Here is a 23326-nt window from a genome sequence, read left to right on the forward strand (position 1 = left end):
GGAAAACCATTGCGACCGCAACGGCCAGCCTCGGCGTCCTCGTACCCTGTTGCGCGGGCTACGCGGTTGCCGTCAATCCATTCAGGAAAGGTTCTTGCCCGGAACTGCTCAAATGATTCGCCGCGCTCCCATCGACTTTGCGCTGTTGCTACCGTTCTTGCTGGCGGCGCAGCCGGTTGCGACCGACAGTTACCTGCCGGCGCTGCCCGAAATCGCCGCGACGCTGGGCTCGGCCAGCATCAGTCTCACGGTGTTTGCGTTGGCATTCGGCATCGGGCAGTTGCCGATGGGCAGCCTGTCCGATCGCTTCGGCCGTCGGCCGGTGCTGTTGACCGGCCTCGCGCTCTACGCGGTCGCTGCGCTGGGTGCCGCGCTCGCCGCGACCGCCGTGATGTTGACCGTGGCACGCGCCTTTCAGGGTTTGGCGATGGCCGCAATCCTGGTATGCGCACGTGCGACGGTGCGCGATCGCTATGCGGCCGACGATGGGCCCCATGTGATGGCGCGCGGATTCACGGGAATGGGGTTGATGGCGTGTGTCGCGCCGATCCTGGGTGCCTATGTCACCCAACACGCAGGTTGGCGGTGGGTCCTGGCAGGCATGAGCGTGTATGCATGCGTGCTGCTTGCGACGTGCTGGCGCGGTTTTGAAGAATCTCGTCGGCAGGGACATACGAGCAAGCCGGCAGCCGGCGGCGTACGCGAAATCCTCTCCAATGCGACGTTCAGGGTATGGGCACTCGTGGCCGCGTCGACCTATACCGGCATGTTCTGCTTTCTGCTGCTCTCGCCGGCGATCTATATCGGATATCTGGGCATATCGCCTCAGCGCTACGGCTGGATACCCGCCTGCGGCACCCTGGTCTACGTTGCAAGCACGTATGGATGCCGACGACTGCTCAACCGGCAGAGCATGCTTCGCACCGTGCAGCAAGGCGCGATGCTGAGCCTCACCGGCGCGGTGATCCAGGCACTCGGCTGTGTGCTGCTTCCGTGGAGTGCATGGCCGCTGCTATTGGGACACGGCGTGTATTGTCTCGGCCATGGCATCCACCAGCCTTGCGGACAGGCAGGCGCGGTGAGCGGTCTGCCGCACCTTGCAGGTCGTGCCGTGTCGTGGTCCGGCTTCATCATGATGTTCTTCGCTTTCTGCGTGGGCCAGACGGCGGCAACCTTCGTCGGCCCGCAATATCAATTAGGGGCCTGGCCGATGGTGGTGCCGATGCTCGTCGTCGGCGTGACGCTCGTGACGATCGCCTTCGTGTGGCTGCCGAAGCTCGACCGTTCGCCGCAACCGGCCGGTGTTGGGTCAGCGGTCTGCGCCGATGCCGAATAGGTGCGCTGGATCGGTCAACTGCTTCGCGGATGGCCTCGCCTCGACGTAACGATCGGCATCGACGGTTAGCCGTTTTTCATCGCAGTTGAAGCCGCCGGCATGAGCCGATGACGCGCCGAGCGACGCGACGACGATCGAACCGGCCATTCCGATGAACGACCGGCACGATCGTCGGGATCCACACCGCGGACTTCGACTGCAAAGGCCACCGTCATCGCGCATCGCCCGACGACCCGCAGCACGAGATCAAACGCGACCACACCGACCGCATCGCCGCGCATCGCGGCCGCTTGCCCGCGGTCGCGGACGCCGCCACGGCACCGGGGCAACCGCGCGCCCGAACGCATCGCGCGGCGCCCCGTTCGATCGCACGACTGGCGGCACGTCGCGAACCTCGTCAGTTCCGCGCCGGGGCGGATGTGCCATTTGCACGCATCAGGCTCGTGCGCACCGCCGGCATCCCCGCGGTCACCGCGCCGCCGGCCGGAATCGTCCCGGTCGGGGAGGCGCCGACCGGCGGCACCAGCGCGACGCCGCCCAGCGAATTGCCGTACGCGACGATACTGGCGGCCGGGCAGCCGTTCGTCAGCAGCGACACCGGTACGCCGGCAATCGACGCGAGCGTCGTATCGGTCACCGCGAAATGGCAGACGTTCCCCGCCGCGCGGAAGCCGGCATAGCCCGAACCCGATACGCGGTTGCCCTTCACGACGACGTACGACACCGCCCCCGACGACGTATCCAGTTCGATCGCGCCCTGCCCGGTGGGCGGCAGGCCGTTGTTCGCGTTCGTGCCGTCCTGGATCGCGCCGACGACGTTGTTCTCGATCAGCACGTCCGACACACCGTAGGTCTTCCAGCTGTCCTCCTGCGCGACCAGGATGCCGGCCGCCTTCTGCACGCCGTTGACGGTGTTGTTCGAAATCGTCACGGACCGACCGCCGACCACGGAGATGCCGCGCCCCCAGTAATTGCCGGATACCGTATTGCCGTCGATCAGCACGTTGGCGCTCAGGCGGCCGTCATGCTGGTAGCTGACGACGGCGATCAGGTCGTCGCCGGTGTCCTTCACCGTGTTGCCGCGCACCAGCACGTTGGTCGAGCCGTAGGTGGTGTGGATGCCGTCGGCCAGCGTCGCCTGCACGGTGTTGCCCACGATCGCCACGTTGCTGCCGCCGAACACGAAGATCCCGGCGCTGGCGCCGCCCTGGATCGTCACGCCGAGCACCTGGACGCCGGTGCCCGTCACCTCGACCTTCGTCGATTCGGGTGTCGTCAGCCGCGTCGTGCCCGTGCCGACCAGCGTGACGCCGACGAGCGTCGAGCCGCTGCCGCTCATCACGATGGTCTGCTGCGCCGGATCGGTCGCGACCAGCGTCGCGCCATAGCCGGAGATCACGACGTCCGCCCTGGATACCGTCAACGAGCGGCCGACGACGTAGCGTCCCGGCGCAAGCACGAGGTGCTGGCCCGGCTGCAACGCATCGAACGCGGCCTGCAGCGCGTCGGCCTGGTCTCCGCCGTTCGCCGTCGGCTGGACGGTCGCGATCGCAAGCGGCTGCACGTTGCGAGAAGGATGCGCATGCCGCATGCCGCGCGGCGTGTAGGCGGCTGCCGGCGATGCGGCGATACATGCAGTGCAGATCAGGCAGACGGCCGTACCCGATCCGATTCCGTGAAGCGACTTTCTCATGATTGTTCTCTCACGCCCGCGCCCCCGCGACGGCCGTCCAACGGCTGACATCCGCCGGCTGCGGAGCGATCGGGCAACGTCGATCGTACGGCGCGTGGCACACGCGCCGCATGATCCGGATTGCGAAATTCAGCTACTCCGCCGATACGGCGGAGCAACGGCAACGAAGCACCCTCGCGTGGCCGCGATCGACCTCGTCGCCTGTTCGCCCGCCGGCGCGCATGCGTGTCCCCCGAATAAAGGTGGCCCGATTCCGGCGCGCCGGCACCGCGTGGCCGGAATCGAACCCGTCAACAGGAACTGCGTTCCCGAGCGCACCGGGCGCCGGCTTGCCCCAACCCTGCCGGTTCTGTCCTGCCGCTCATCAATCAGTCTATTTCGCGCGCGCCGTTCGGCAATCAGACATTGGTCGCGCGACGTCGTAAGACCGCGCAACGACACCGCGATCGCACGGGTTCCCGCCGCGCCCGATCCTGCATTACCATCGTGCGTCCGCCGCGCTTGCCCGCTTTCGACCGGCGCCCCCGCCACCTTCCGCTCCCGCACCGATGCTCGCACTCGTCGTCCTCGCCGGCCTCTGGGCCGGACTGCAGAACACCCTGGCCGGCGGCGGCTCGTTCGTCACGCTGCCCGCGCTGATCGTGTCGGGCATGTCGCCGCTCGCGGCAAACATCACGTCGACGGTCGCGCTGTTTCCCGCGCAGGTCACGACCGGCTGGGCGAGCCGCAAGCTGGTGCGCGGCGTCGGCAAGCTGTCGTTTCGCGCGATGTTCGCGATCAGCGTGGTCGGCGGCGCGCTCGGCGGGCTGCTGTTGCTGAAGACCCCGTCGTCGATCTTCTCGCGCCTCGTGCCGTGGCTCGTGCTGTTCGCGACGATCGTGTTCGCGTGGGGCAGCTTTTTCCGCAAGCCGCGCGAAGGCACCGCACACCTCGGCACCGTCCCGGCCGCGCTGTCGCAGTTCATGATCGCGATCTACGGCGGCTACTTCGGCGGCGGGCTCGGCTTCCTGATGATGGCCGTGCTGACGATGGCCGGCCTGTCGCCGCGTCACGCGATGTCGACGAAGAACGCGCTCGCGGGCGTGATGAACGCATCGGCCGTCGTGCTGTTCCTGACGTCGCCGCACCTGCACTGGGGCAACGCGCTCGCGCTCGGCGGCGGCGCGATCGTCGGCGGCCTGCTCGGCACGTGGGCGCTGCACCGCGTCAACGAACGCGTGCTGCGGATCGGGATCGTCTGCATCGGCGCCGTGCTCACCGTCGGGTTGTTCGTCAGGCCGATCTGACGCGAACACGCGCTTGCCGCCCTCGCGGCAATTGATGAGCAAACCGCAAGACGTCTTTCGCATATCTCGTTTGCCGCGACGGCGGTGTCCGCCCACAATCCGGGGTTGCGGTCGTCGTCGCCCTCTCGCGGGCACCGACCGGCACTTCGCGGCCGCCATTCCGATTCAGCGCCGGCGGCCCGGCACATCGCGTCACACACGCTCCCTCGACGTCGGCGCCCCCGCGGCGGCAGAACGCTTGCCGCCGCGCCACCCGATGCGTTCCCGGTCAACAATAATCAGAGGTAGGAGATGCAGGACAACTCATTGAGGCAAAGCCTCAAGCAACGGCACATCACGATGATCGCGCTCGGCGGCGTGATCGGCGCGGGCCTGTTCGTCGGCTCCGGCGCGATCATCGCGAGCGCCGGCCCCGCGGCGATCCTGTCGTACCTGATCGGCGGCGTGATCGTCACGCTGGTCATGTTCATGCTCGGCGAAATGGCCTCGCGCAACCCCGACAGCGGATCGTTCTCCACCTACGCAAGCAGCTATCTCGGCGAATGGGCGGGCTTCGCGGTCGGCTGGCTGTACTGGTTCAAGTCGATGATGACGATTACCGTCGAGGCGATCCTGCTCGGCGCGATCCTCCACGATTTCCTGCCGTGGCTGCCGATCTGGGGCGGCGCGCTGTTCATGCTCGTCACGCTGATCGCGAGCAACGCGTACTCGGTGCGCTCGTTCGGCGAAGCGGAATACTGGCTGTCGTTCGCGAAGGTCGCGACGATCATCGTGTTCATGGCGCTCGGCGCATCGATCCTGCTCGGCTTCCAGCCGCGCATTCCGGCGCCGGGGCTCGTGAACCTCACCGATCACGGCGGCTTCATGCCGAACGGCATCTCGCCCGTGCTCGCGGGCGTGATGGTCGTGATCTTCTCGCTCGGCGGCAGCGAAATCGCGGCCGTGGCGGCGGGCGAATCCGAGAACCCGAGCAAGAACGTGATCCGCGCGATCAAGAGCGTGATCGTGCGCGTGATGGTGTTCTACGTCGGCTCGGTATCGATCCTGATCCTGTGCATGCCGTGGACCGACAAGGCCAACCTGAAATCGCCGTACGTGTCGCTGTTCAGCATGGCAGGCTTCACGAGCGCGGCCGTCGCGATGAAGATCGTGCTGTTCGTGTCGTTCATGTCGGTGATGAACTCGTTCCTGTTCTCGAACTCGCGCATGCTGTTCTCGCTGAGCCAGCGGGGTCACGCACCCGCGGTGTTCGGCCGCACCAACGCGAAAGGCGTGCCGATGAACGCGCTCGTGCTGTGCCTCGCGATCTGCGTGTCGATTCTGGGAATTCACTTCGTGAGCGGCGGCGACCTGTTCCTGATGCTCGCGAAGAGCAGCGGTGCGTTCGTGATGATCGTGTGGATCTTCATCATCGTCGCGCACTTCGCGATGCGCCGGCAGACGCAACACGAGCAACGCGATCCGGCGGCGTTCCGCGCGTGGTTCTATCCGGTGTCGAACTGGGTCGCGCTGCTGGCGCTCGTCGCCGTGCTCGGCTCGCAGGCATTCAACCCGGATTCGCGCTTCCAGTTCTGGTTCACGGTTTCGACGGCGATCGCGATCGTCGCCGCGTATTTCCTGCGCCGCAAGCCGGCGCAACTCGGCGACGCGGCCGGCGCGAAGCTGCGCTAAGCGTTGGCGTCGGCGGCCGGGGGGCCGTCGTTCGGTCGTTCGGTCGTTCGCTCAACCGAACGGCCGCACGCCGATCAGCAAGCCGTGCAGGAACAGCGCGAAGACGGCCCATGCGACGAGCCCGGCCACGATCGCCACGACGTCGCCCGACAGCCTGCCCGCCGGATAGCGTACGCCATCGCGGCGATCGCGCGCACGCCACACGACGAAATCGACGAGCGACCACACGAAGAACGCGCCGAACAGCACGACCGCGTGCAGCGTACCGTTCGCGAGCAGGTGCGCGATCGCCCATACCGCCACGCCGGCCACCATCGGATGGCCGACGAGCATCTTGATGCGGTTGCCGGGCACGTACGACGCAGCGATCAGCACGAAGGCGATCGCGGTCAGCATCCCGGTGAGGTGGCGCACGCCGACGGGCGACACCCACAGCAGCGTCGCGCCCTCACGCGCGATGCCGTAACCCCAGACGATCAGCACGAAGCCGACGATCGACGCGATCGCATACGGGCCCTTCCAGCCTTTCTCGCCGATCCGCTCGATCGTCGCCGACCGCCAGCCGTCCGCGACGAGCCGGATCGAGTGCACACCGAGGAAGATCGCTAAACCGAGAATCAGGACGAGCATCGGCTGTCTCCGTCTGGAATGATGAGTGGGGAAGCATGCCGCGCGACGTACGATGCGTCGTTCGCGGAGCCGGCGGCGAGGCCGGCGCGGGTCGCGCGATGCACGGGTGCAACCCGCGCCGATCATAAACGCCGGGGCCGCCGTTGTGAAGCACGGGGGATGTGCGATGCGGCAAGCCAGTGGCTTTTGCGCACCGGTGCGGGCGCGCCGCCGGGCATCACGCCGCGTGCACCGCACGGATACGGCCGAGACCGAAAGAAAGGAAAGCGAAGTTCGCGAAGCAGTTGCTTCGCTTGGCCGGTATTAGGTTTGCTTGCGTTTTGCTGTGGGTTTTGCCGCTGGTTTCACCGCTCGCTTCACCGCCGGCTTCCCTTCCCCCACCGGTTTCACCGCCGCCCGCGCCTTGCGCTTCGGCGGCCCTGCCAGCAGCGCCGCGCGATACGCGCTGCGGCACCAGTCGAACAGCGCGCCTGCGTCCTCGAGCACGTCGGCCGGTGTTTCGTAGTAGCCCGCGAGCGCGACGGTCCGCGTGGGCCGCTCGTACAAGAACGACCCCATCCCCGCCGCGACGAACGCCGGACGGTTCACGTCATCCACACGCAGGAACAGCGACCCGCGCGACATGAAGCCGAACATCACGCCGTCGAGCCGCATCGCCGCACCGCTGAAGAACCGCACGACCGTCACGTTGCCGAGCGGCGCGAGCTGATACGCGATCTCCTCGCCGCGCGCCTTCTCCGACTGCCAGCTCATGCGCGCTCCGTGCAACGTTGCGTCCACGCATCGAGCGCCGCGTCATCGAAGCCGACCGCCGCCGCGCTGTCGCGAATCTGCCGCCACGTCGCGCGGTCGACCGGAATGCCGCCGGCACCGCGTGCCGCGCGGCTGGCCTCTTCCGGCTCGCCCGGCACCTGCACCGGCGCGTCGCCGGCCTGCGGCGACGCCTTCGCCCATGCGACGAACGCATCGGCTTCGCGCTCGGCGTCGGCCGCATCGAACGCATTCGGATCGATCAGCACCGACAGCATCCCGTTGACGATCGCGCTCGTCTTCTGCAGCGTGTCGCCGTAGGTGGTATGCCCGCCGACGAGCGCCCCGCCGAAAATCTCGCACATCGCGGCCAGCGCATAGCCCTTGTGCAGTCCGAACGGCAGCAGCGCACCGAACGGCTGCTCGTGCATCACGGCCGGATCGTCGGTCGGCTGCCCGCGATGGTCGATCAGCGACCCGCCCGGCACGCGCTTGCCCTGGTTGTACGCGACACGCGTCTTGCCGTACGCGATCGCGCTCGTCGCGAAATCGAGCAGCAGCGGCGGCCGGCCCGCACGCGGATACGCGGCGCAGAACGGGTTCGTGCCGAAGCGCGGATCGGTGCCGTGCAACGGTGCGACCAGCAGGTCGCCCGGCACGTTGACGAAATGGAACGACACGAGCCCCGAGCGCGCGCACTGTTCGGCCCAGTGCCCGATGCGGCCGAGATGATGCACGTCGCGCAGCCCGATCGCACAGATACCCATGCGTCGCGCACGCTCGATCCCCTCGACCATCGCCTCGAACGCGATCACCTGGCCGAAGCCGCGCCCGCCGTCGATCGTCAGCACCGCGCCGCCGTCGCGCACGATCGACGCGTGCCCGTTCAACTGCAACTGCCCTTCCCGCCACGACGCGACGTAGTTCGGGATCATCCCGATCCCGTGCGAATCGTGGCCCGCGAGATTCGCGCCGACCAGATGATCGGCGACGAGCGCAGCCTCGCGCCCGCTGCTGCCGGCCCGTTCCCAGAGTGCCGCGACGAACGCATGCAGCGGTTCGGCGCGCATGCGCAGCGGTTCGGTATCGGGCGTCGGCAGTACGGTCATCGGCAACACTCCATCAAGTCGGCCCGGGTCGGGCCATCGGCACGTCGGGCAATCCGGCGATCAGCGCGCGGTCGCGATCACGTCCGCGACCGCCGCCGTCAGCTTCTTCGCGTACGGCACGTGCAGGAATTCGTTCGGGCCGTGCGCGTTCGACTTCGGCCCGAGCACGCCGCACACCATGAACTGGGCGGACGGAAAACCCTCCTGAAGCACGTTCATCAGCGGGATCGTGCCGCCGAGGCCCATGTACGCGCAGTCGGCGCCGAAGTGGCGACGCGACGCGGCATCGAGCGACGATGCGAGCCACGGCGCGAGATCCGGCGCGCTCCAGCCCGTCGCGGCGCCCGCGTCCGGCTTGAACGTGACCTTCGCGTTGTACGGCGGATCGAGTTCGAGCAATTCCTTCAATTGCTGCACGGCCTGCGCGGCGTCGACGAGCGGCGGCAGGCGCAGCGACAGCTTGAACGCGGTGCGCGGGCGCAGCACGTTGCCCGCATCGGCGAGCGCCGGCAGGCCGGCCGCACCGGTGACCGACAGCGACGGACGCCACGTCGAATTCAGCAGCGCCTCGCGCGGATCGGTCGTGGTCGGCAGCACCGGCTTGCCGTCCGCGCCGCAGGCCCACGGCAGCCCCTTCCACACGGCGTCGCCGAGAATCGCGGCGGCCGCGTCTGCTTCGCGCACGCGGCTGTCGGGAATCTCGCAATGGAACACGCCGGGCAGCAGGTTGCCGTTCTTCGCATCTTCGAGACGCTCGAACAACTGGCGCATCACGCGGAAGCTCGACGGCGCGATGCCGCCGAAAACGCCCGAGTGCACGCCTTCCTCGAGCACCTCGACCTGCAGGTCGCCGGACACGAGCCCGCGCAGCGACGTGGTGAGCCACATCTGGTCGTAGTTGCCGGCGCCCGAATCGAGGCACACGACGAGCGATACCTGGCCGAGCCGGTCGCGCAGTGCGTCGACGTACGGCAGCAGGTCGTAGCTGCCCGACTCCTCGCAGGTCTCGATCAGGCCGACGCAACGCGGCCGCTCGATGCCCTGCTCGTCGAGCGCGCCGAGCGCCGCGAGGCTCGCGTAGATCGCGTAGCCGTCGTCCGCGCCGCCGCGGCCGTACAGCTTGCCGTTCTCGTACTTCGGCGTCCACGGGCCGAGGTCCGCGCGCCAGCCGTCGAATTCGGGCTGCTTGTCGAGGTGGCCGTACAGCAGGATCGTGTCGGTGCTGCCCGAGCGCGTGGCGGGCGTTTCGAAGAAGATCACCGGCGTGCGGCCGGGCAAACGCACGATCTCGAGCTTCAGGCACTTCACCGGCTGGCGTTCGGCCCACTGCGCGGCATCGGTTACGACGCGCTCGAGATAGCCGCGCTTCGCCCAGTCGGGATCGAATGCAGGGCTCTTCGCGGGAATCGCGATGTAGTCGGTCAGTGCATGGAGGATTTCATCGTTCCACTTGCGCTCGACGAAGGTAACGAGCTTGTCATGGTCGAGGACGGGGGTAGTGTCGACGGAAGTCATGGTGGGGTGCCTGGATCGGGCTGACGAAAATCCGGATGATACGCCGATGGGCCGGGCCCCGGGGGCGCTTTCCGTGGCCGCTTTCGGGGCCCCTTCAGGTCCTTTTCCCGTTTTCCCGACGTTTTCCCGACGTGTTCCCCGGCTGCCCTCGCGCCCGTCAGGAAAAACCCGTGTGAATGCGCCGAGCGGCTGGGCCGCGTCGGCCTGCTGTCAGCAGAAATCGGCACCCATCACGTGAACGCGAAGCATATTGCGCAAGCAACACGTTTTTCATTCCGTTGACGATAATCAACAAAATCGATCACTGATCGAATGATTATTTACGTCACGCCGCGATTTAACCCATTCGACAAAACGCTCAATTAGCGACCGACGCGCCATTCGACCGGCCTTTGCGACCGTCCGGCATCGGGAGCGCTGGCCCCACAAGCCCAACCGCGCCGCGCCACCGAGGTCGCACCGAGACATCGTTTCTCTCAACTCAATGATTCACATCAATATTCAAACGATTTAACTTCTGCATTTTCATTTAAAAATCCGATTACCGAGATAACATGACACCGCTTAATAAAACGGCGATCCGCACCGGAATCGTCGACCGGCGCCGGGCCGCGCCACCTCAACCGCATCACGTCTTTTCAAGGAGCCTCGCATGTCCGATGCCAGCTCGTCCCCCTCCCGTTCCGCCGCCACGCCGGCCACCGCTTCCGCGCCGAAAATCGGCGTCGTTCCCGCCACGCTGATGGTCGCGGGCAACATGATGGGCTCCGGCGTCTTCATGCTGCCCGCGAACCTCGCCGCCACCGGCGGCATCGCGATCTTCGGCTGGCTGATCACCGTCGTCGGCGCCGTGTCGCTCGCGCTCGTGTTCGCGAAGCTCGCCGCGATCGACCCGGCCGCCGGCGGCCCGTATGCATACGCGCGCAAGTCGTTCGGCCCGTACATGGGCTACCAGACCAACCTGATCTACTGGCTCGCGAACGTGCTCGGCAACGTCGGCCTCGCGGTCGCAGGCCTCGGCTATCTCGTGCACTTCTTCCCGGTCCTGAAAGACCCGCTCGTGTTCGCGCTCGCGCAGATCTTCGTGATCTGGCTGTTCACGTACGCGAACATCCTCGGGCCGAACGTCGTGGGCCGCGTGCAGTCGGTCACGACGATCTTCGCGCTCGTGCCGATCCTCGGGATGGCCGTGTTCGGCTGGTTCTGGTTCAGCAAGGACGTGTACTTCGCCGGCTGGAACGTGTCGGGCACGAGCAGCTTCAACGCGATCGGCGCGACGCTGAACTTCACGCTGTGGGCGTTCATCGGCGTCGAGAGCGCGTCGGTGTCGGCCGGCGTCGTCGAGAATCCGTCGCGCAACGTGCCGATCGCGACCGTTGGCGGCGTCGTGCTCGCGGCCGTCTGCTACGTGCTCAGCTCGACCGTGATCATGGGGATGATCCCGAACAAGGCGCTGCTCGCATCGAGCGCGCCGTTCGCGGATGCCGCGCGCCTCGCGCTCGGCGATACGGCCGCGAACGCGGTCGCGATCTGCGCGGCGCTCGGCTGCCTCGGCTCGCTCGCGGGCTGGACGCTGCTGGTCGGCCAGACCGCGAAGGCGGCCGCCGACGACGGCCTGTTCGCCGGCGTGTTCGCCCGCGTGAACTCGAAGAACGTGCCGTCGGCCGGCCTCGCGATCGTCGCGCTGATCATGTCGGTGCAGGTGCTCGCGACGATGTCGCCGAGCGCGAGCGAGCAGTTCGGCAAGATCGCGTCGATCGCCGTGATCATGACGTTGCTGCCGTACATCTACTCGTGCATCGCGATCAAGGTGCTCGGCTACGGAAAGATGCCGTCGCACCAGTTCACGTTCTACACGATCGTCGGCCTGATCGGCGCCGTCTACGCGCTGTGGGCGATGGTCGGCTCCGACGGCCAGCAGACGCGCTGGTCGCTGATCTTCGTCGTCGCGACGATCGTCTTCTACGAACTGTCGATCAATCGCCAGCGCGAGATCGAGGAAACCCACGTGCATCCGGGCGGCCGTTCGCCGCGCTGGGTGCGCTATCTCGCGCTCGGCGTGACCATCGCCGCGCTCGCCGCCACCTTCTGGATCTCCGTGGGCCGACACCGGGCCGACGTCCTTCATGCTCGCTCGCCGGCCGTTGCCGCGAGCGCCCAGGCAACCCAACCGACGGGGGAATGACACATGACCGCATCCTTGACCCAACCGGCCTTCCGCCGCCTCGGCATGAAAGCATTGCTGGTGCAGCACGACATCGACGAACGCACGGCCACCGGGCGCGCCGCGACGGCGCTGGCCGAAGAACTGCGCGCGCGGCTCGTCGACGTCGTGATCGCGACGTCCGCCGACGATGCCTGCGCCGTGGTCGCCGCCGATCCGGCGATCCAGTGCCTGCTGCTCAACTGGGAACTCGGCGGCGACGTCGCCCATGCGCCCGCGCAGGCCGTGCTCGACGCGATGCGCGCGCGCAACGCGACCGTGCCGGTGTTCCTGCTCGCGAGCCGCGCGAGCGCGTCCGCGATTCCGGTCGACGCGATGCGCAAGGCCGACGACTTCATCTGGCTGCTGGAGGACACCACCGCGTTCATCGGCGGCCGGATCGTCGCCGCGATCGAGCGTTACCGCGAAACCGTGCTGCCGCCGATGTTCCGCGCGCTCGCGCAGTTCTCGCGCGTGTACGAATACTCGTGGCACACGCCGGGCCACACGGGCGGCACCGCGTTCCTGAAATCGCCGGTCGGCCGCGCGTACTTCGAATTCTTCGGCGAAGCGCTGTTCCGCTCGGACCTGTCGATCTCGGTCGGCGAGCTCGGCTCGCTGCTCGACCACTCGGGCCCGATCGGCGAAAGCGAACGCTACGCGGCGCGCGTGTTCGGCGCGCATCGCACGTATCACGTGACGAACGGCTCGTCGATGTCGAACCGCGTGATCGTGATGGCGAGCGTCACGCGCAACCAGGTCGCGCTGTGCGACCGCAACTGCCACAAGTCGGCCGAGCACGCGATGACGATGTCCGGCGCGATTCCGACCTACCTGGTGCCGTCGCGCAACCACTACGGGATCATCGGGCCGATCATGCCGGAGCGGCTCACGGCCGCCGCCGTGCGCCTCGCGATCGACGCGAACCCGCTCGTGCGCGGTCGCGCCGGCATCGACCCGACGCCCGTGCATGCGCTGATCACGAACTCGACGTACGACGGCCTCTGCTACAACGTCGCGCGCGTCGAGGCGCTGCTCGGCCAGAGCGTCGACCGCCTGCATTTCGACGAGGCGTGGTACGGCTACGCGCGCTTCAATCCGATCTACCGCGACCGTCACGCAATGCACGGCGATCCGTCGCAACACGACGCGAGCAAGCCGACCGTGTTCGCGACGCAGTCGACGCACAAGTTGCTCGCCGCGCTGTCGCAGGCCTCGTTCATCCACGTTCGCGACGGCCGCAACCCGATCGAGCACGCGCGCTTCAACGAGGCGTACATGATGCATGCGTCGACGTCGCCGAACTACGCGATCATCGCGTCGAACGACGTGAGCGCCGCGATGATGGACGGCCCCGGCGGCGAGGCGCTGACGACCGACGCGATCCGCGAGGCCGTCGCGTTCCGCCAGATGCTGGCGCGCCTGCACACGGAATGCGCGGAGAACGACGACTGGTTCTTCGACGGCTGGCAGCCCGACAGCGTCGTCGATCGCAAGACCGGCCGCCGCGTGCGCTTCCACGAAGCGGACGAAACGCTGCTCGCCACCGACCCGTCGTGCTGGGTGCTGCATCCGGGCGACACGTGGCACGGCTTCGGCGACATCGAGGACGACTACTGCATGCTCGACCCGATCAAGGTGTCGATCGTCACGCCGGGCGTCGCACCGCACGGCGGGCTGATGCCGGTCGGCATTCCGGCGTCGGTCGTCACCGCGTATCTCGACCGGCACGGAATCGTCGTCGAGAAGACGACCGACTTCACGATCCTGTTCCTGTTCTCGCTCGGCGTGACGAAGGGCAAGTGGGGCACGCTCGTCAACACGCTGCTCGACTTCAAGCGCGACTACGACGCGAACGCGCCGCTCGAACAGGCGCTGCCCGAACTCGTCGCGCGCTATCCGGCGCGCTACGGCAAGCTCGGCCTGCGCGACCTGTGCGACCTGATGTTCAGCGCGATGAGCGACCTGAAGACGACCGAGATGATGTCGCGCGGCTTCTCGACGCTGCCGAAGCCCGACTACAGCCCGGCCGAGGCGTTCGAGCACCTGGTGCACAACGACATCGAGATGCTGGAGCTGTCGGAGATGGCGGGCCGCACCGTCGCGACGGGCGTCGTGCCCTATCCGCCGGGCATTCCGCTGCTGATGCCGGGCGAGAACGCGGGGCCGGCCGACGGCCCGCTGCTCGGCTACCTGAAGGCGCTCGAGCAATTCGACCTGCGCTTCCCCGGCTTCACGCACGATACGCATGGCGTCGAAGTCGAGGACGGGGTGTACCGGATCGCGTGCATCAGGCAGAAGGCGCTCGACACCCGCACGCGCTGAGCCTGCCCGGTCGATCGGCCGCCGCGGCGGCCGGCCGGACTACGCGGCAGGCCGCGTTTCGCATGCCGCGCCGCATCCGCGTAGCGTCGCGCGACGGGATCCGATGCGGCGCCCGCTATCGCGCGCCACGATCCATCCCGCGCCGGTACGCGGCCGGGCTCGTCGCCGCGACGCGCCGGAAATGCCGGCGCAACGATTCCTCGGAACCGAACCCCGCGCGCGCGGCGACCTGCGCGAGCGGCAACGCGGGATGCGCTTCGAGCATGTCCTTCGCGACGTTCACGCGTTCGCGGATCAGCCACGCGAGCGGCGACATCCCCGTCGCGTCCGCGAACTGACGCTGCAGCGTGCGCGTGCTCATCGCGGCCTGCGCGGCGAGCGATGCGAGCGTGTGCGGCTCGGCCGCGTGCGCGCGCATCCAGTCGATCAGCTTCGCGAGCCGGTCGGTGCCGCCCGGCGCGACCGGGCGCGGCACGAACTGCGCCTGGCCGCCGTCGCGATGCGGCGGCAGCACGAGGCGCTGCGCGACCCGGTTCGCGATCGCGCCGCCGTGATCGCGGCGCACGAGATGCAGCAGCATGTCGAGCCCCGCCGCCGATCCCGCCGACGTGACGATCTGCCCTTCGTCGACGTAGAGCGCATCGGGATTCACGCGCAGCGCCGGATAGCGCGCCTGCAGCTTCTCCGCATAGCGCCAGTGGGTCGTCACCGTGAGGCCGTCGAGCACGCCGGCCGCCGCCAGCACGAACACGCCCGAGCAGATCGAGCAGAGCCGCGCGCCGCGACGATGCGCGGCCCGCAGCTTCTTCAGCAGCGGTTCCGGCGGCAGTTCGTCCGGATCGCGCCAGCCGGGAATCACGATGGTATCGGCGCGATCGAGCGTCGCGAGCCGGTAAGGCGCCGCGACCGTGATGCCGCCCGCCGCGCGCACGGGCCCCGGCTCGCTCGCGCAGACCGCGAAGCGATACCAGTCGACCCCGAGTTCGGGGCGTTCGAGCGCGAACAGTTCGACCACGCAGCCGAATTCGAACGTGCAGAGGCGATCGTAGGCGAGCGCGACGACGAGATGATTGTGCATGGCGCGATGTTACCGGAACTTGTCGATCGCGCCACTGCCGCGAAACGCGCGGAACCGCGATACTGCCCCTCATTCCACCGCGATCCGCGCAATCTTCAGGAGAACCTGCGATGTCCTTCGTCACCGACGTGCCCGCCGCCGACAGCCCCGCCGCCCTCGCCCACTTCGAGGCGTCGCTGCGCTACGAGACCGATTGCTGGGACGTGCACGACGCGCTCGCGTCGGGTGCGCCCGATTTCGTGCTGCTCGACGTGCGCGGCCCCGACCAGTTCGCGGCTGGCCACGTGCCAGGCGCGCGCAACCTGCCGCGCCGCAAGATCATCGAGAGCAAGCTCGCCGGCTATCCGGCCGGCACGCTGTTCGTCGTCTACTGCGCGGGCCCGCACTGCAACGGCGCCGCGCGCGCGGCGATCCAGCTCGCGCGCCTCGGCCGGCCGGTCAAGCTGATGATCGGCGGCGTGACGGGCTGGCTCGACGAAGGTTTCGCGCTGAGCAACGAAGTTCAGCCCGCGGCGGCCGAAGCCGGCTGATCATCATTAAAAGCGCAACAATCAATTGCCGACGCGCGGCCTGCACGCTACCGAAAAAAGCGCGACAATCAGTCCCATTGCAGTTCGGATGGAGCAGCAACATGCAGAACGCAGTCCTGATTCAAGTAGCCGGTTCGGTAGCCGCGATCGCGATCTATTTTCTGCCGGCAGTCATTGCCGACCGGCGCGGCCGGCACGACAAGCTGACGGTCGCGATGTTCAACGCGCTGTTCGGGTGGACCGGCATCGGCTGGCTGATGACCCTGTACTGGGCCTGCCAGCCGAATCCGCGCACCGACGTCGCGCAGACGATCCTCGCCAAGCGCCGCGGCATCAGCATGCGGACCTTTTCCACCGGTCTCGTCGAACGCGTGCAGCGCCGCATAGCCGCCCAGGAGCAATGGGCGGAGAAGCAAGGCTGCCGATAAGTCCCTCCTTCCCGCTCACCCTGCTGCGTCGAACTTCGGCATCCTGACGTTGGTCGACGCACGGTAATGCCACACCAGCCCGTCGCGCGGCGTCTCGCCGCCCGCACGCAGCCACGCCCCGAACGCCCCCGCCGTCACCGCCCGCGCGATCCGCTCGCCCGGGCACGCATGCGGCCCCGTGCCGAAGCCGAAATTCGGGCCGGCCGCACGGCCGGGCATCAGCCGGTGCGGGTCGCGATGCACGGCAGGGTCGCGGTTCGCCGCGGCGAGCACGACGAGGATCGCGTCGCCGGCTTCGACGCTCACGCCTTCGATCGTCGTGCGCGACGCGACGAAGCGGCGCGTGTTCTGTACCGGTGAATCGAGGCGCCCGATTTCGGCAACGAATGCGTCGAGCGCGGCATCGTCGCGCACGGTGCGCGTTGCCGCCTCCCCGCCCGCCTCCCCGTTCCACGCCACTAGCGCATTGCCGAGCCATGCGGCGGTCGCCTCGCAAGTCTGCGACAGCAGCCCGACGAGATTCGCGACCCGCGCTTCGCCCGCCTGCCAGCCCGACGCGCGGGCCGCCTGCTGTATCGCGGCGACGAGCGTGCCGTCGTGCGCATGCGTCTGCGCGACGCGCGCCGTCATGCGGTCGAGCAACTGCCGCGCGGCGTCGCTCGCGCGGGCCAGCGCCGCCGCATCCGACAACGGCGACAGCGCGGCGACAAAATCGACGACCAGCAGCGCGATATCGTTGAGCTGCGTGTCGTCGAAGCCGAGCAGATCGGCCACCGCGCAGACGGGCATCGTCATGCACCACGCGTTCAGCGCGTCGGCGTCGCCCGGCGCCGGCAAGCACCGCGCGGCAAGCTGCGCCGCGCGATCGCGCAACGCGGTGGCATCGATCGGCGCGAACGCCGCGCGCAGCGCCTGCTTCGGCACGTCGTGCCGCATCGCGCCGTCGTTCATGCGCACGAGTTCGCCGAACAGCGCGCCGGCCGTCGTGCCGCGCAACGCGGGCGGCACGGGCGCGTCCAGCGGGCGCACGCGGCAGGCCGGATGGCCGAGCACGGCCGTCACGGCAGCCGCGCGGCTCGCGACCCACAGGCCGAGCGTGGCGTCGAACGCGAGCGGCGGCCCGTCGACGAGCGCCGCATAGTAGGGATAGGGATCGCGGTGCGTGACCGCTGCGATGGGATCGGTCGGGTTCATGCAGACAGTATCGGCGCGGCGCGCCGCCGCATGTTTCGGGCTGACGTGAAATGTCGCGGCGCAGGCGCCGCGTGCGGCCGCATCGCGGCGGCAGGGCATCGTCAGGCGGCCGACCGGTAGCGATGCGACTGCATCCGCATGCGGACGCGCCCGGCGGAAATCGCACGCGGCTCGGGCACTACCGTGTCGTGCGGGAACATTTCCTGCCGGAATTCGCCGCTCTCGTCGAACCACTGGCAGATCAGCCAGTCGCCGTCGTCGAATACGACCGGCCCGGCATAGGTGACGGTCATGCGCGGGCCGCCCGTCTTCAGCGTCACGACATCGCCGACGCCAAACCTGACGCGTTGATTTTCTCGGATCGTCATCGCTCTCTCAGCATTTTTATATATCGATATAACCGGCGGATCACCAACCGTTCATTCGAACGTGCCGCAGATTATCAATCAAAAAATCGCCGTGCAACTCCCGCGTTCAAAAACATACCTGCCGGGAAAATGCAACAATGCGCGCCATCGACACGCACGGCGAATGCCCGATCGCCCGGTCCGGCTTGGCTTGCGCGCCGGACCGGGTCGTGCGGGCCGAATGCGGAGAATAGACGATGGATTTTGCGCCGTCACCGGCGTTTAATCCTGACGTGAAATCGGTTGATTATCGTCAATCCACGTTTCGACTGGAAACGATCCCACGATTTATCGACGCTCATTCGCCGAACAAAACCGGCGAATTATCGGGCGACGCAAACCAGCGATTGATGTCGCGCCCCGGCACGCCCGCTTGCGCGAACGTAAACGTGCCGTCCTGCACCATCTCCTTCGCGGCGCGCAGGAACGCGCCGAGCGCGGCCCGCGCCAGCGCACCGCCGACGCTCACGCGCTTCACGCCGAGCGCCGCCAGCGCGTCGAGGCTCAGCAACCCGCCCTGCAGCCCCATTACGACGTTCACGGGCGCCCCGACCGCCTGCGTCACCGCCGCGATGTCGTCCGCATCGGTGATACCGGGCGCGTACAGCACGTCGGCGCCCGCGTCGCGATAGGCGACGAGCCGCGCGATCGTGTCGGCGAGGTCGGGGCGGCCGTGCAGGTAGTTTTCGCAGCGCGCGGTCAGCGTGAACGGAAACGGCAGCGCACGCGCCGCGTCGACGGCCGCCGCGATGCGCTCGATCGCCGCGTCGCGCGCGTAGATCGGCGTGTCGACACGCCCCGTCGCATCCTCGATCGAGCCGCCGACTGCGCCCGCCTCGGCCGCGAGCCGGATCGTTTCGGCCACCGTGTCGGGTGCGTCGCCGAAGCCGTTCTCGAGATCGGCGCTGACAGGCAGGCCGCCCGCGGCGACGATCTCGGCGATGTGATCGAGCATCGCGTCGCGGTCGATCGCATTGTCGGGCCGGCCTTTCGAAAACGCGTAGCCGGCGCTCGTGGTCGCGAGCGCCTCGAAGCCGGCCATCGCGAGCAGGCGCGCAGTGCCGGCGTCCCACGGGTTCGGGATGATGAACGCGCCGGGGCGCGCATGCAGTGCGCGGAAGGCTTCGGCCTGGCGGGCTTGCAGATCGGAACGGGGCATCGCGGACTCCGGAAGGAAGGGGATGACCGAGCGTACGCCTGTCCTGCATCCGACGTTTCAGCATGCATCGAAATGTCGTCGCGCGACAGGAAAAAACCGGTGCGCCGGGTGCTCGCTTGCGGCCAGTGCCGGGTACCCTGCAACACGGCCGCGAGCGGGGCGGCACGCAACACGCCGCCGCCCTCGCGCCCTTGCAGCCGTTGCCGGCCCACGGTCGTTCAGTTCGACGCCGGCCCCCCGCCGTCGATCCCGAGCAATATATCGGTCACGGCTTCGGAGAAATACAGCGCGCGCCCGTCGATCAGCACGCCGTCCGGATTCGACGGGTGCCGTGCGGCGAGCGGCACACCATGCGCGAGCAGCACCCGCGCGCACGCCTCCCAGTCGGCCGGGCCGACATGCTCCGGCTCGTTGACGGACGCCCACGCCAGTGTGCCGAGCGCATCGCTCCCGAACCCGTGCGTTTCGCGCCAGCTCGCGCCATGCGCGAGCAGGAACGTCAGCAAATCCGCATCGCCGCGGAACACCGCGTGATTCAGTGCGCTCGCGTCCCAGTCGCCGCCGCGCGCCGCGATCGGCCAACCCAGTTCGACCATGACCTTCACCGCGTCGGCCGCCCCCCATGCGGCGGCGTCCGGCAGCAGCCGCAGCCGCTCGTCGGGCAGCGCACCGGGCAGTTCGGGATGCCGCGCCTGGATGCGCCGTGCGTCGTCGGCGTCGGCGCGCGCGCACGCCGCCACGAACGCGTCCGCCGCGTCGAGCGGCTCTTCCGCGCCGGCCGCGCGCAACAGCGCCGCGACGTCCGACAATCCGGTCTGCATCGCGAGCCGGTACGCACTGACGCCGGTTGGGGTCCGCGCATGGGGATCGGCGCCGGCGGCCAGCAGCGCGGCGACGTGGCGCGCCGAGCAGCGCACGCCGATCGCCCGCAGCAGCGGTGCGCCCCAGGTCTGCGCCAGCCCCTCGCCGGGCGGCTCGTTCGGGTCGCCGCCGTGCGCGAGCAGCAGTTCGAGCGCATCCGCATCGCGCATGTCGAATGCGCGACGCAGCGCATTGGTGCCGCTCACCCGCGCGCCGTGTTCGAGCAGCAGCCGCGTACAGGCCGGATTTTCCACCGAGTGATACAGCGATTCGCCGTCGTTCGGGTCGGCGCCGGCGTCCAGCAGCATCGCGGTGAGAACCGGATCGCGATTGACGCCCGCCGCGCCGTACAGCGCCGACAGCGGCCCGGCTTCGTCGGGCGCGTCGAGCGATGCGGGAGGAAAGCGGTTGCCGATCCGCTGGTTCGGATCGGCGCCGGCATCGAGCAGATGGCGCGCGCAAGCGCGCAGCCTGACCGCGAACTCGGGAATCTGTCCGAGCTGCGAATGCGTGACGGCGACCAGCGGCGGCAGCTTCAACGCGCCGCCGGCGCGCGCGATCCAGCCGGGATCGGCGGCCAGCGCCGCCTTCACGGCGTCGAGGTCGCCGGCCGCGCAAGCGACGGTCGAATCGTGCGCGACGAGATCGGGATGGTCGAGCAGCAGTTGCGCGGCGACGCGCGGCCGGGCCGTGGCGACGCCGCCGGTCACGTCGCCGCCGTACGCGAGGTCGAGCCAGCGCCGGATCAGTTGCGGGCGCGGTTGCCCGCCGAGCGCATGCGAGTCGACGAATGCGCCGAGATCGGCCCACGACGCGAAACCGTACTCGCGCGCAATGCAGGATTGCGCGTCGTGCAGCCGAAGCCCGAGCGCGAGCGTTTCGTCGTGCGTGCGGTTCGCGGCGGCGGGAAGAAACCGGATGAAGCGCGCGACGGCATCGGCGTCGCCCTGACGGTACAGGCGCAACAATGTCTTGGCCTGCTTTTTCAGATGATCGGGATGGGCCCCGGGAGGCAGTTTTTTCATGCGAATCCTCGTGCAGTCATGGCCGAAGGTCCGCAATACCGCCAGCACAAAGGACAGGGGGAAAGCTGAATTTGCTGCAACAGGTGGGTTCAACCCTTTCCGCGGACCCGGAAGCGACCTGCATCGCTGACCGGTATCCTAGGCGACGGCCGGCGCCCGCGTCAACCGCTCAGCCCGCGAGCTTCTTCGTCAGGAAAATGCGCGTGTGGCCGACCGGATAATCCGGCAGTTCGCCAAAGCGGACATAGCCGCGCTTCTCGTAGAACGGCCGCGCCTGGAAGTCGAACGTGTCGAGCCACGCGCTGTGGCATCCGCGTGCGACGCCTTCCGCTTCGGCCAGATCCATGATGCGCGTGCCCGCGCCCTGGCCGCGCGCGGCCTCGGGCACCACGAGCAGGTCGACATGCAGCCAGCCGTACGCGGTGCTGCCCCACAGGCCACCGACCACCGCACCTTCTTCGTCGGTCACGATCACAGCCAGCGCACGCGCGTCGTTCGGGCCGGCCCGGCTTTCGTTGAACCGGACGAGCGGCGCGACGATCTGCTTGCGCACGTTCGCGTCGCCCGCGTCGGTCACCTCGTATGTGAACGTCATCGGTCGAGTCTTGTGAATGGGAAGGCGTAAATGAAGCGGCGTGGCAGCCGCACGTCCCGCGTCAAACGACGTAGGCGCCCTTCGCGTGCAGTTCCGCTTCGGTGCGTTCGAGCGCGGCGATCGCATCGCTGCCTTCGAGCGCCAGCAACTGCGCGACCAGCGCTTCGGCCATCGCGTGCGCGGCCACCAGCGACGGGAAGAACGACGGGCTGTCGTGCGTGAAGATCAGTTGCGCATCCGCGTGCAGCGCGATCGGCGACACCGCGCTGTCGGTGATCGCGACGATCCGGCTGCCCTGCGCCTTCGCGGCCTGCGCGACGCGCGTCGCTTCCGCCGAATACGGCGCGAAGCTGACGACGACGGTCACGCTCTGCTTCGCGATCGTGCGCAGCTCCATTTCGAGCGAACCGGCGACGCCGTTGAGCAGCGACACGCTCGGACGAAACAGCCGGTAGCCGTACACGAAACCGAATGCGACCGGATAGCACGAGCGAAACCCCGCGACATGTACGTGCGACGCCTTGCGGATCAGTTTCGCGGCATCGGCGAGCGCGTGCTCGTTCTGCGCGGCGGTGGCCGACAGATTGTGCTGTTGCGCGGCGAGCAGGTCGTGCGCGAGCGACGCCTTCGCGTCGGGCCGCACGAGCGAGCGCGCGCGCTGCGTGAGCGGCTCGGGGCGCGTGCGCACGCGCGCGACGCACAGGTCGCGCAGCTCGTTCCAGCCGGGGAAGCCGAATTGCTGCGCGAGCCGCACGAGCGACGCGGGCTGTACCTGCGCGCGCTGGGCGACCTTGCGCATCGACGACGTGGCGACTTCGTCGGGATGATCGAGCAGGAAGGCGGCGCCCGCCTGGAATTGCGGGCTCAGCTCGGAAAATTGCGCCCGGATCCGGGACGCGAGTTCGTCGAAATTGGCGGCCATCTTGGTGAGAACGGGAACCGGTCGTCCATGGTATCACCGGCCCCGCACGCACCGGTCAGCGCAGCACTTCGACGTGATCGGCGTCGACCTTCGCGCTGCCCGACCATTTGCGCTCGAATTCGCCGGTCACCCTCACCTCGTTCTTGTCGCTGACGGGCTGGCCGGCCAGCCACAGCTTGTCGTCGATCTCGACGCGAATCGTACCGGTCGCATCGGCGAACTCGTAATCCTCGCCGCCGATATGCTTGACGATGCGGCCCTGCAACTGCACATGCTGGTCGTCCTTGCCGTTCGCGAGCAGTGACTTCACGGTGGTCGTGGTCAGCGCGGTCGGCCCCGTGTATTGCGCGTAGACGGCGGCCGGCAGCGTGGCGAGCGCGACCGCCAGGATTCTGGCCAGGTGTTTCATGATGTCGGTCCTCTTCTTCGATGTGACGCCGCGCCCCGTTGAACGCGACGGCCCAAGATTACGGACCGTAAGATTAAGCAAACCTGAAGGTCGTACCGAGGCGACACGGTGTCGCATAAGACGTGTACGAAGGCGGCCTTCGCACGGTCCGTATTTAAGCTTCGCCTAATACGGCGGCGCTTATCATGGGAACCCCGGGC

21 protein-coding genes and 1 pseudogene are annotated in these 23326 nt (G+C 68.2%); 8 read left to right on the forward strand and 14 right to left on the reverse strand.

Annotated elements, in window-relative coordinates; all coding sequences use genetic code 11:
• The first annotated feature begins 112 nt into the window (after positions 1-112).
• Positions 113-1336 (forward strand): MFS transporter, encoded by a 1224-nt coding sequence (locus WJ16_RS29205; protein ID WP_084636129.1) that lies wholly within the window; start codon positions 113-115, stop codon positions 1334-1336.
• Here WJ16_RS29205 and WJ16_RS35125 read toward each other — a convergent pair.
• Positions 1310-1483, reverse strand: a complete 174-nt coding sequence (locus tag WJ16_RS35125; RefSeq protein WP_157126878.1) for a hypothetical protein — start codon at positions 1481-1483, stop codon at positions 1310-1312. The two genes, WJ16_RS29205 and WJ16_RS35125, sit on opposite strands and share 27 nt — an antisense overlap.
• A gap of 11 nt (positions 1484-1494) precedes the next feature.
• On the opposite strand from WJ16_RS35125, the pseudogene WJ16_RS33965 reads away from it, so the two are divergent.
• A pseudogene (locus WJ16_RS33965) lies at positions 1495-1629 on the forward strand (hypervirulence associated TUDOR domain-containing protein); the annotation flags it as partial.
• Between the two features lie 104 nt (positions 1630-1733).
• On the opposite strand, the gene WJ16_RS29210 reads toward WJ16_RS33965, so the two are convergent.
• Positions 1734-3029, reverse strand: coding sequence for a right-handed parallel beta-helix repeat-containing protein (locus tag WJ16_RS29210; RefSeq protein ID WP_069260461.1), 1296 nt, complete (start codon positions 3027-3029; stop codon positions 1734-1736).
• Positions 3030-3577: 548 nt separating this feature from the next.
• Between WJ16_RS29210 and WJ16_RS29215 the strand changes: the two genes are divergently transcribed.
• Positions 3578-4315 (forward strand): sulfite exporter TauE/SafE family protein, encoded by a 738-nt coding sequence (locus tag WJ16_RS29215; RefSeq protein ID WP_069260462.1) that lies wholly within the window; start codon positions 3578-3580, stop codon positions 4313-4315.
• Positions 4316-4606: 291 nt separating this feature from the next.
• Positions 4607-5986 (forward strand): amino acid permease, encoded by a 1380-nt coding sequence (locus WJ16_RS29220; RefSeq protein ID WP_069260463.1) that lies wholly within the window; start codon positions 4607-4609, stop codon positions 5984-5986.
• Between the two features lie 51 nt (positions 5987-6037).
• Here WJ16_RS29220 and WJ16_RS29225 read toward each other — a convergent pair whose 3' ends face one another.
• From WJ16_RS29225 to WJ16_RS29240, 4 genes are all read right to left on the reverse strand, one after another.
• The gene (locus WJ16_RS29225) at positions 6038-6616 is read right to left on the reverse strand and encodes an NnrU family protein (RefSeq protein WP_069260464.1); all 579 of its coding nucleotides are present in this window, start codon (positions 6614-6616) and stop codon (positions 6038-6040) included.
• A gap of 303 nt (positions 6617-6919) precedes the next feature.
• A complete protein-coding gene (locus WJ16_RS29230; RefSeq protein WP_069260465.1) occupies positions 6920-7369 on the reverse strand; it encodes a TfoX/Sxy family protein in 450 nt (149 codons plus the stop codon).
• On the reverse strand, positions 7366-8475 hold the full coding sequence (locus tag WJ16_RS29235) for a malate/lactate/ureidoglycolate dehydrogenase (protein WP_069260466.1): 1110 nt from the start codon (positions 8473-8475) through the stop codon (positions 7366-7368). Before WJ16_RS29235 ends, WJ16_RS29230 begins: the two co-directional genes overlap by 4 nt.
• Positions 8476-8535: 60 nt before the next feature.
• On the reverse strand, positions 8536-9990 hold the full coding sequence (locus WJ16_RS29240; protein ID WP_069260467.1) for a M20 family metallopeptidase: 1455 nt from the start codon (positions 9988-9990) through the stop codon (positions 8536-8538).
• Between the two features lie 652 nt (positions 9991-10642).
• Between WJ16_RS29240 and adiC the strand changes: the two genes are divergently transcribed.
• Together adiC and WJ16_RS29250 are read left to right on the forward strand one after the other, a co-directional pair.
• The gene (gene adiC / locus WJ16_RS29245; RefSeq protein WP_069260468.1) at positions 10643-12175 is read left to right on the forward strand and encodes an arginine/agmatine antiporter; all 1533 of its coding nucleotides are present in this window, start codon (positions 10643-10645) and stop codon (positions 12173-12175) included.
• Positions 12176-12178: 3 nt separating this feature from the next.
• A complete protein-coding gene (locus WJ16_RS29250; protein WP_069260469.1) occupies positions 12179-14518 on the forward strand; it encodes an Orn/Lys/Arg family decarboxylase in 2340 nt (779 codons plus the stop codon).
• Positions 14519-14633: 115 nt separating this feature from the next.
• Here the strand turns inward: WJ16_RS29250 and ftrA are convergent, their stop codons facing one another.
• Positions 14634-15596 carry a transcriptional regulator FtrA gene (gene ftrA, locus WJ16_RS29255; RefSeq protein ID WP_069260470.1) on the reverse strand — a complete coding sequence of 321 codons (963 nt, stop codon included), beginning with the start codon at positions 15594-15596 and terminating at the stop codon, positions 14634-14636.
• 110 nt (positions 15597-15706) lie between these two features.
• On the opposite strand from ftrA, the gene WJ16_RS29260 reads away from it, so the two are divergent.
• Both WJ16_RS29260 and WJ16_RS29265 read left to right on the forward strand, forming a co-directional pair.
• Positions 15707-16126 carry a rhodanese-like domain-containing protein gene (locus WJ16_RS29260; RefSeq protein ID WP_069260471.1) on the forward strand — a complete coding sequence of 140 codons (420 nt, stop codon included), beginning with the start codon at positions 15707-15709 and terminating at the stop codon, positions 16124-16126.
• A 101-nt stretch (positions 16127-16227) separates the two neighbouring features.
• Positions 16228-16554 (forward strand): superinfection immunity protein, encoded by a 327-nt coding sequence (locus tag WJ16_RS29265; RefSeq protein WP_069261208.1) that lies wholly within the window; start codon positions 16228-16230, stop codon positions 16552-16554.
• A 15-nt stretch (positions 16555-16569) separates the two neighbouring features.
• Here the strand turns inward: WJ16_RS29265 and WJ16_RS29270 are convergent, their stop codons facing one another.
• From WJ16_RS29270 to WJ16_RS29300, 7 genes are all read right to left on the reverse strand, one after another.
• A complete protein-coding gene (locus WJ16_RS29270; protein WP_069261209.1) occupies positions 16570-17748 on the reverse strand; it encodes a cytochrome P450 in 1179 nt (392 codons plus the stop codon).
• A gap of 101 nt (positions 17749-17849) precedes the next feature.
• The gene (locus tag WJ16_RS29275) at positions 17850-18116 is read right to left on the reverse strand and encodes a YodC family protein (RefSeq protein WP_069260472.1); all 267 of its coding nucleotides are present in this window, start codon (positions 18114-18116) and stop codon (positions 17850-17852) included.
• Positions 18117-18453: 337 nt separating this feature from the next.
• Positions 18454-19314 carry an isocitrate lyase/PEP mutase family protein gene (locus WJ16_RS29280; RefSeq protein WP_069260473.1) on the reverse strand — a complete coding sequence of 287 codons (861 nt, stop codon included), beginning with the start codon at positions 19312-19314 and terminating at the stop codon, positions 18454-18456.
• 218 nt (positions 19315-19532) lie between these two features.
• Positions 19533-21200 (reverse strand): ankyrin repeat domain-containing protein, encoded by a 1668-nt coding sequence (locus WJ16_RS29285; protein ID WP_069260474.1) that lies wholly within the window; start codon positions 21198-21200, stop codon positions 19533-19535.
• A 169-nt stretch (positions 21201-21369) separates the two neighbouring features.
• On the reverse strand, positions 21370-21795 hold the full coding sequence (locus WJ16_RS29290) for a GNAT family N-acetyltransferase (protein WP_069260475.1): 426 nt from the start codon (positions 21793-21795) through the stop codon (positions 21370-21372).
• A 61-nt stretch (positions 21796-21856) separates the two neighbouring features.
• Positions 21857-22717, reverse strand: coding sequence for a MurR/RpiR family transcriptional regulator (locus WJ16_RS29295; protein WP_069260476.1), 861 nt, complete (start codon positions 22715-22717; stop codon positions 21857-21859).
• 55 nt (positions 22718-22772) lie between these two features.
• Positions 22773-23126 carry a NirD/YgiW/YdeI family stress tolerance protein gene (locus WJ16_RS29300; protein WP_069260477.1) on the reverse strand — a complete coding sequence of 118 codons (354 nt, stop codon included), beginning with the start codon at positions 23124-23126 and terminating at the stop codon, positions 22773-22775.
• Positions 23127-23326 lie beyond the last annotated feature (200 nt).

Source organism: Burkholderia metallica (assembly GCF_001718555.1).
In the GTDB taxonomy this organism is placed as follows: domain Bacteria; phylum Pseudomonadota; class Gammaproteobacteria; order Burkholderiales; family Burkholderiaceae; genus Burkholderia; species Burkholderia metallica.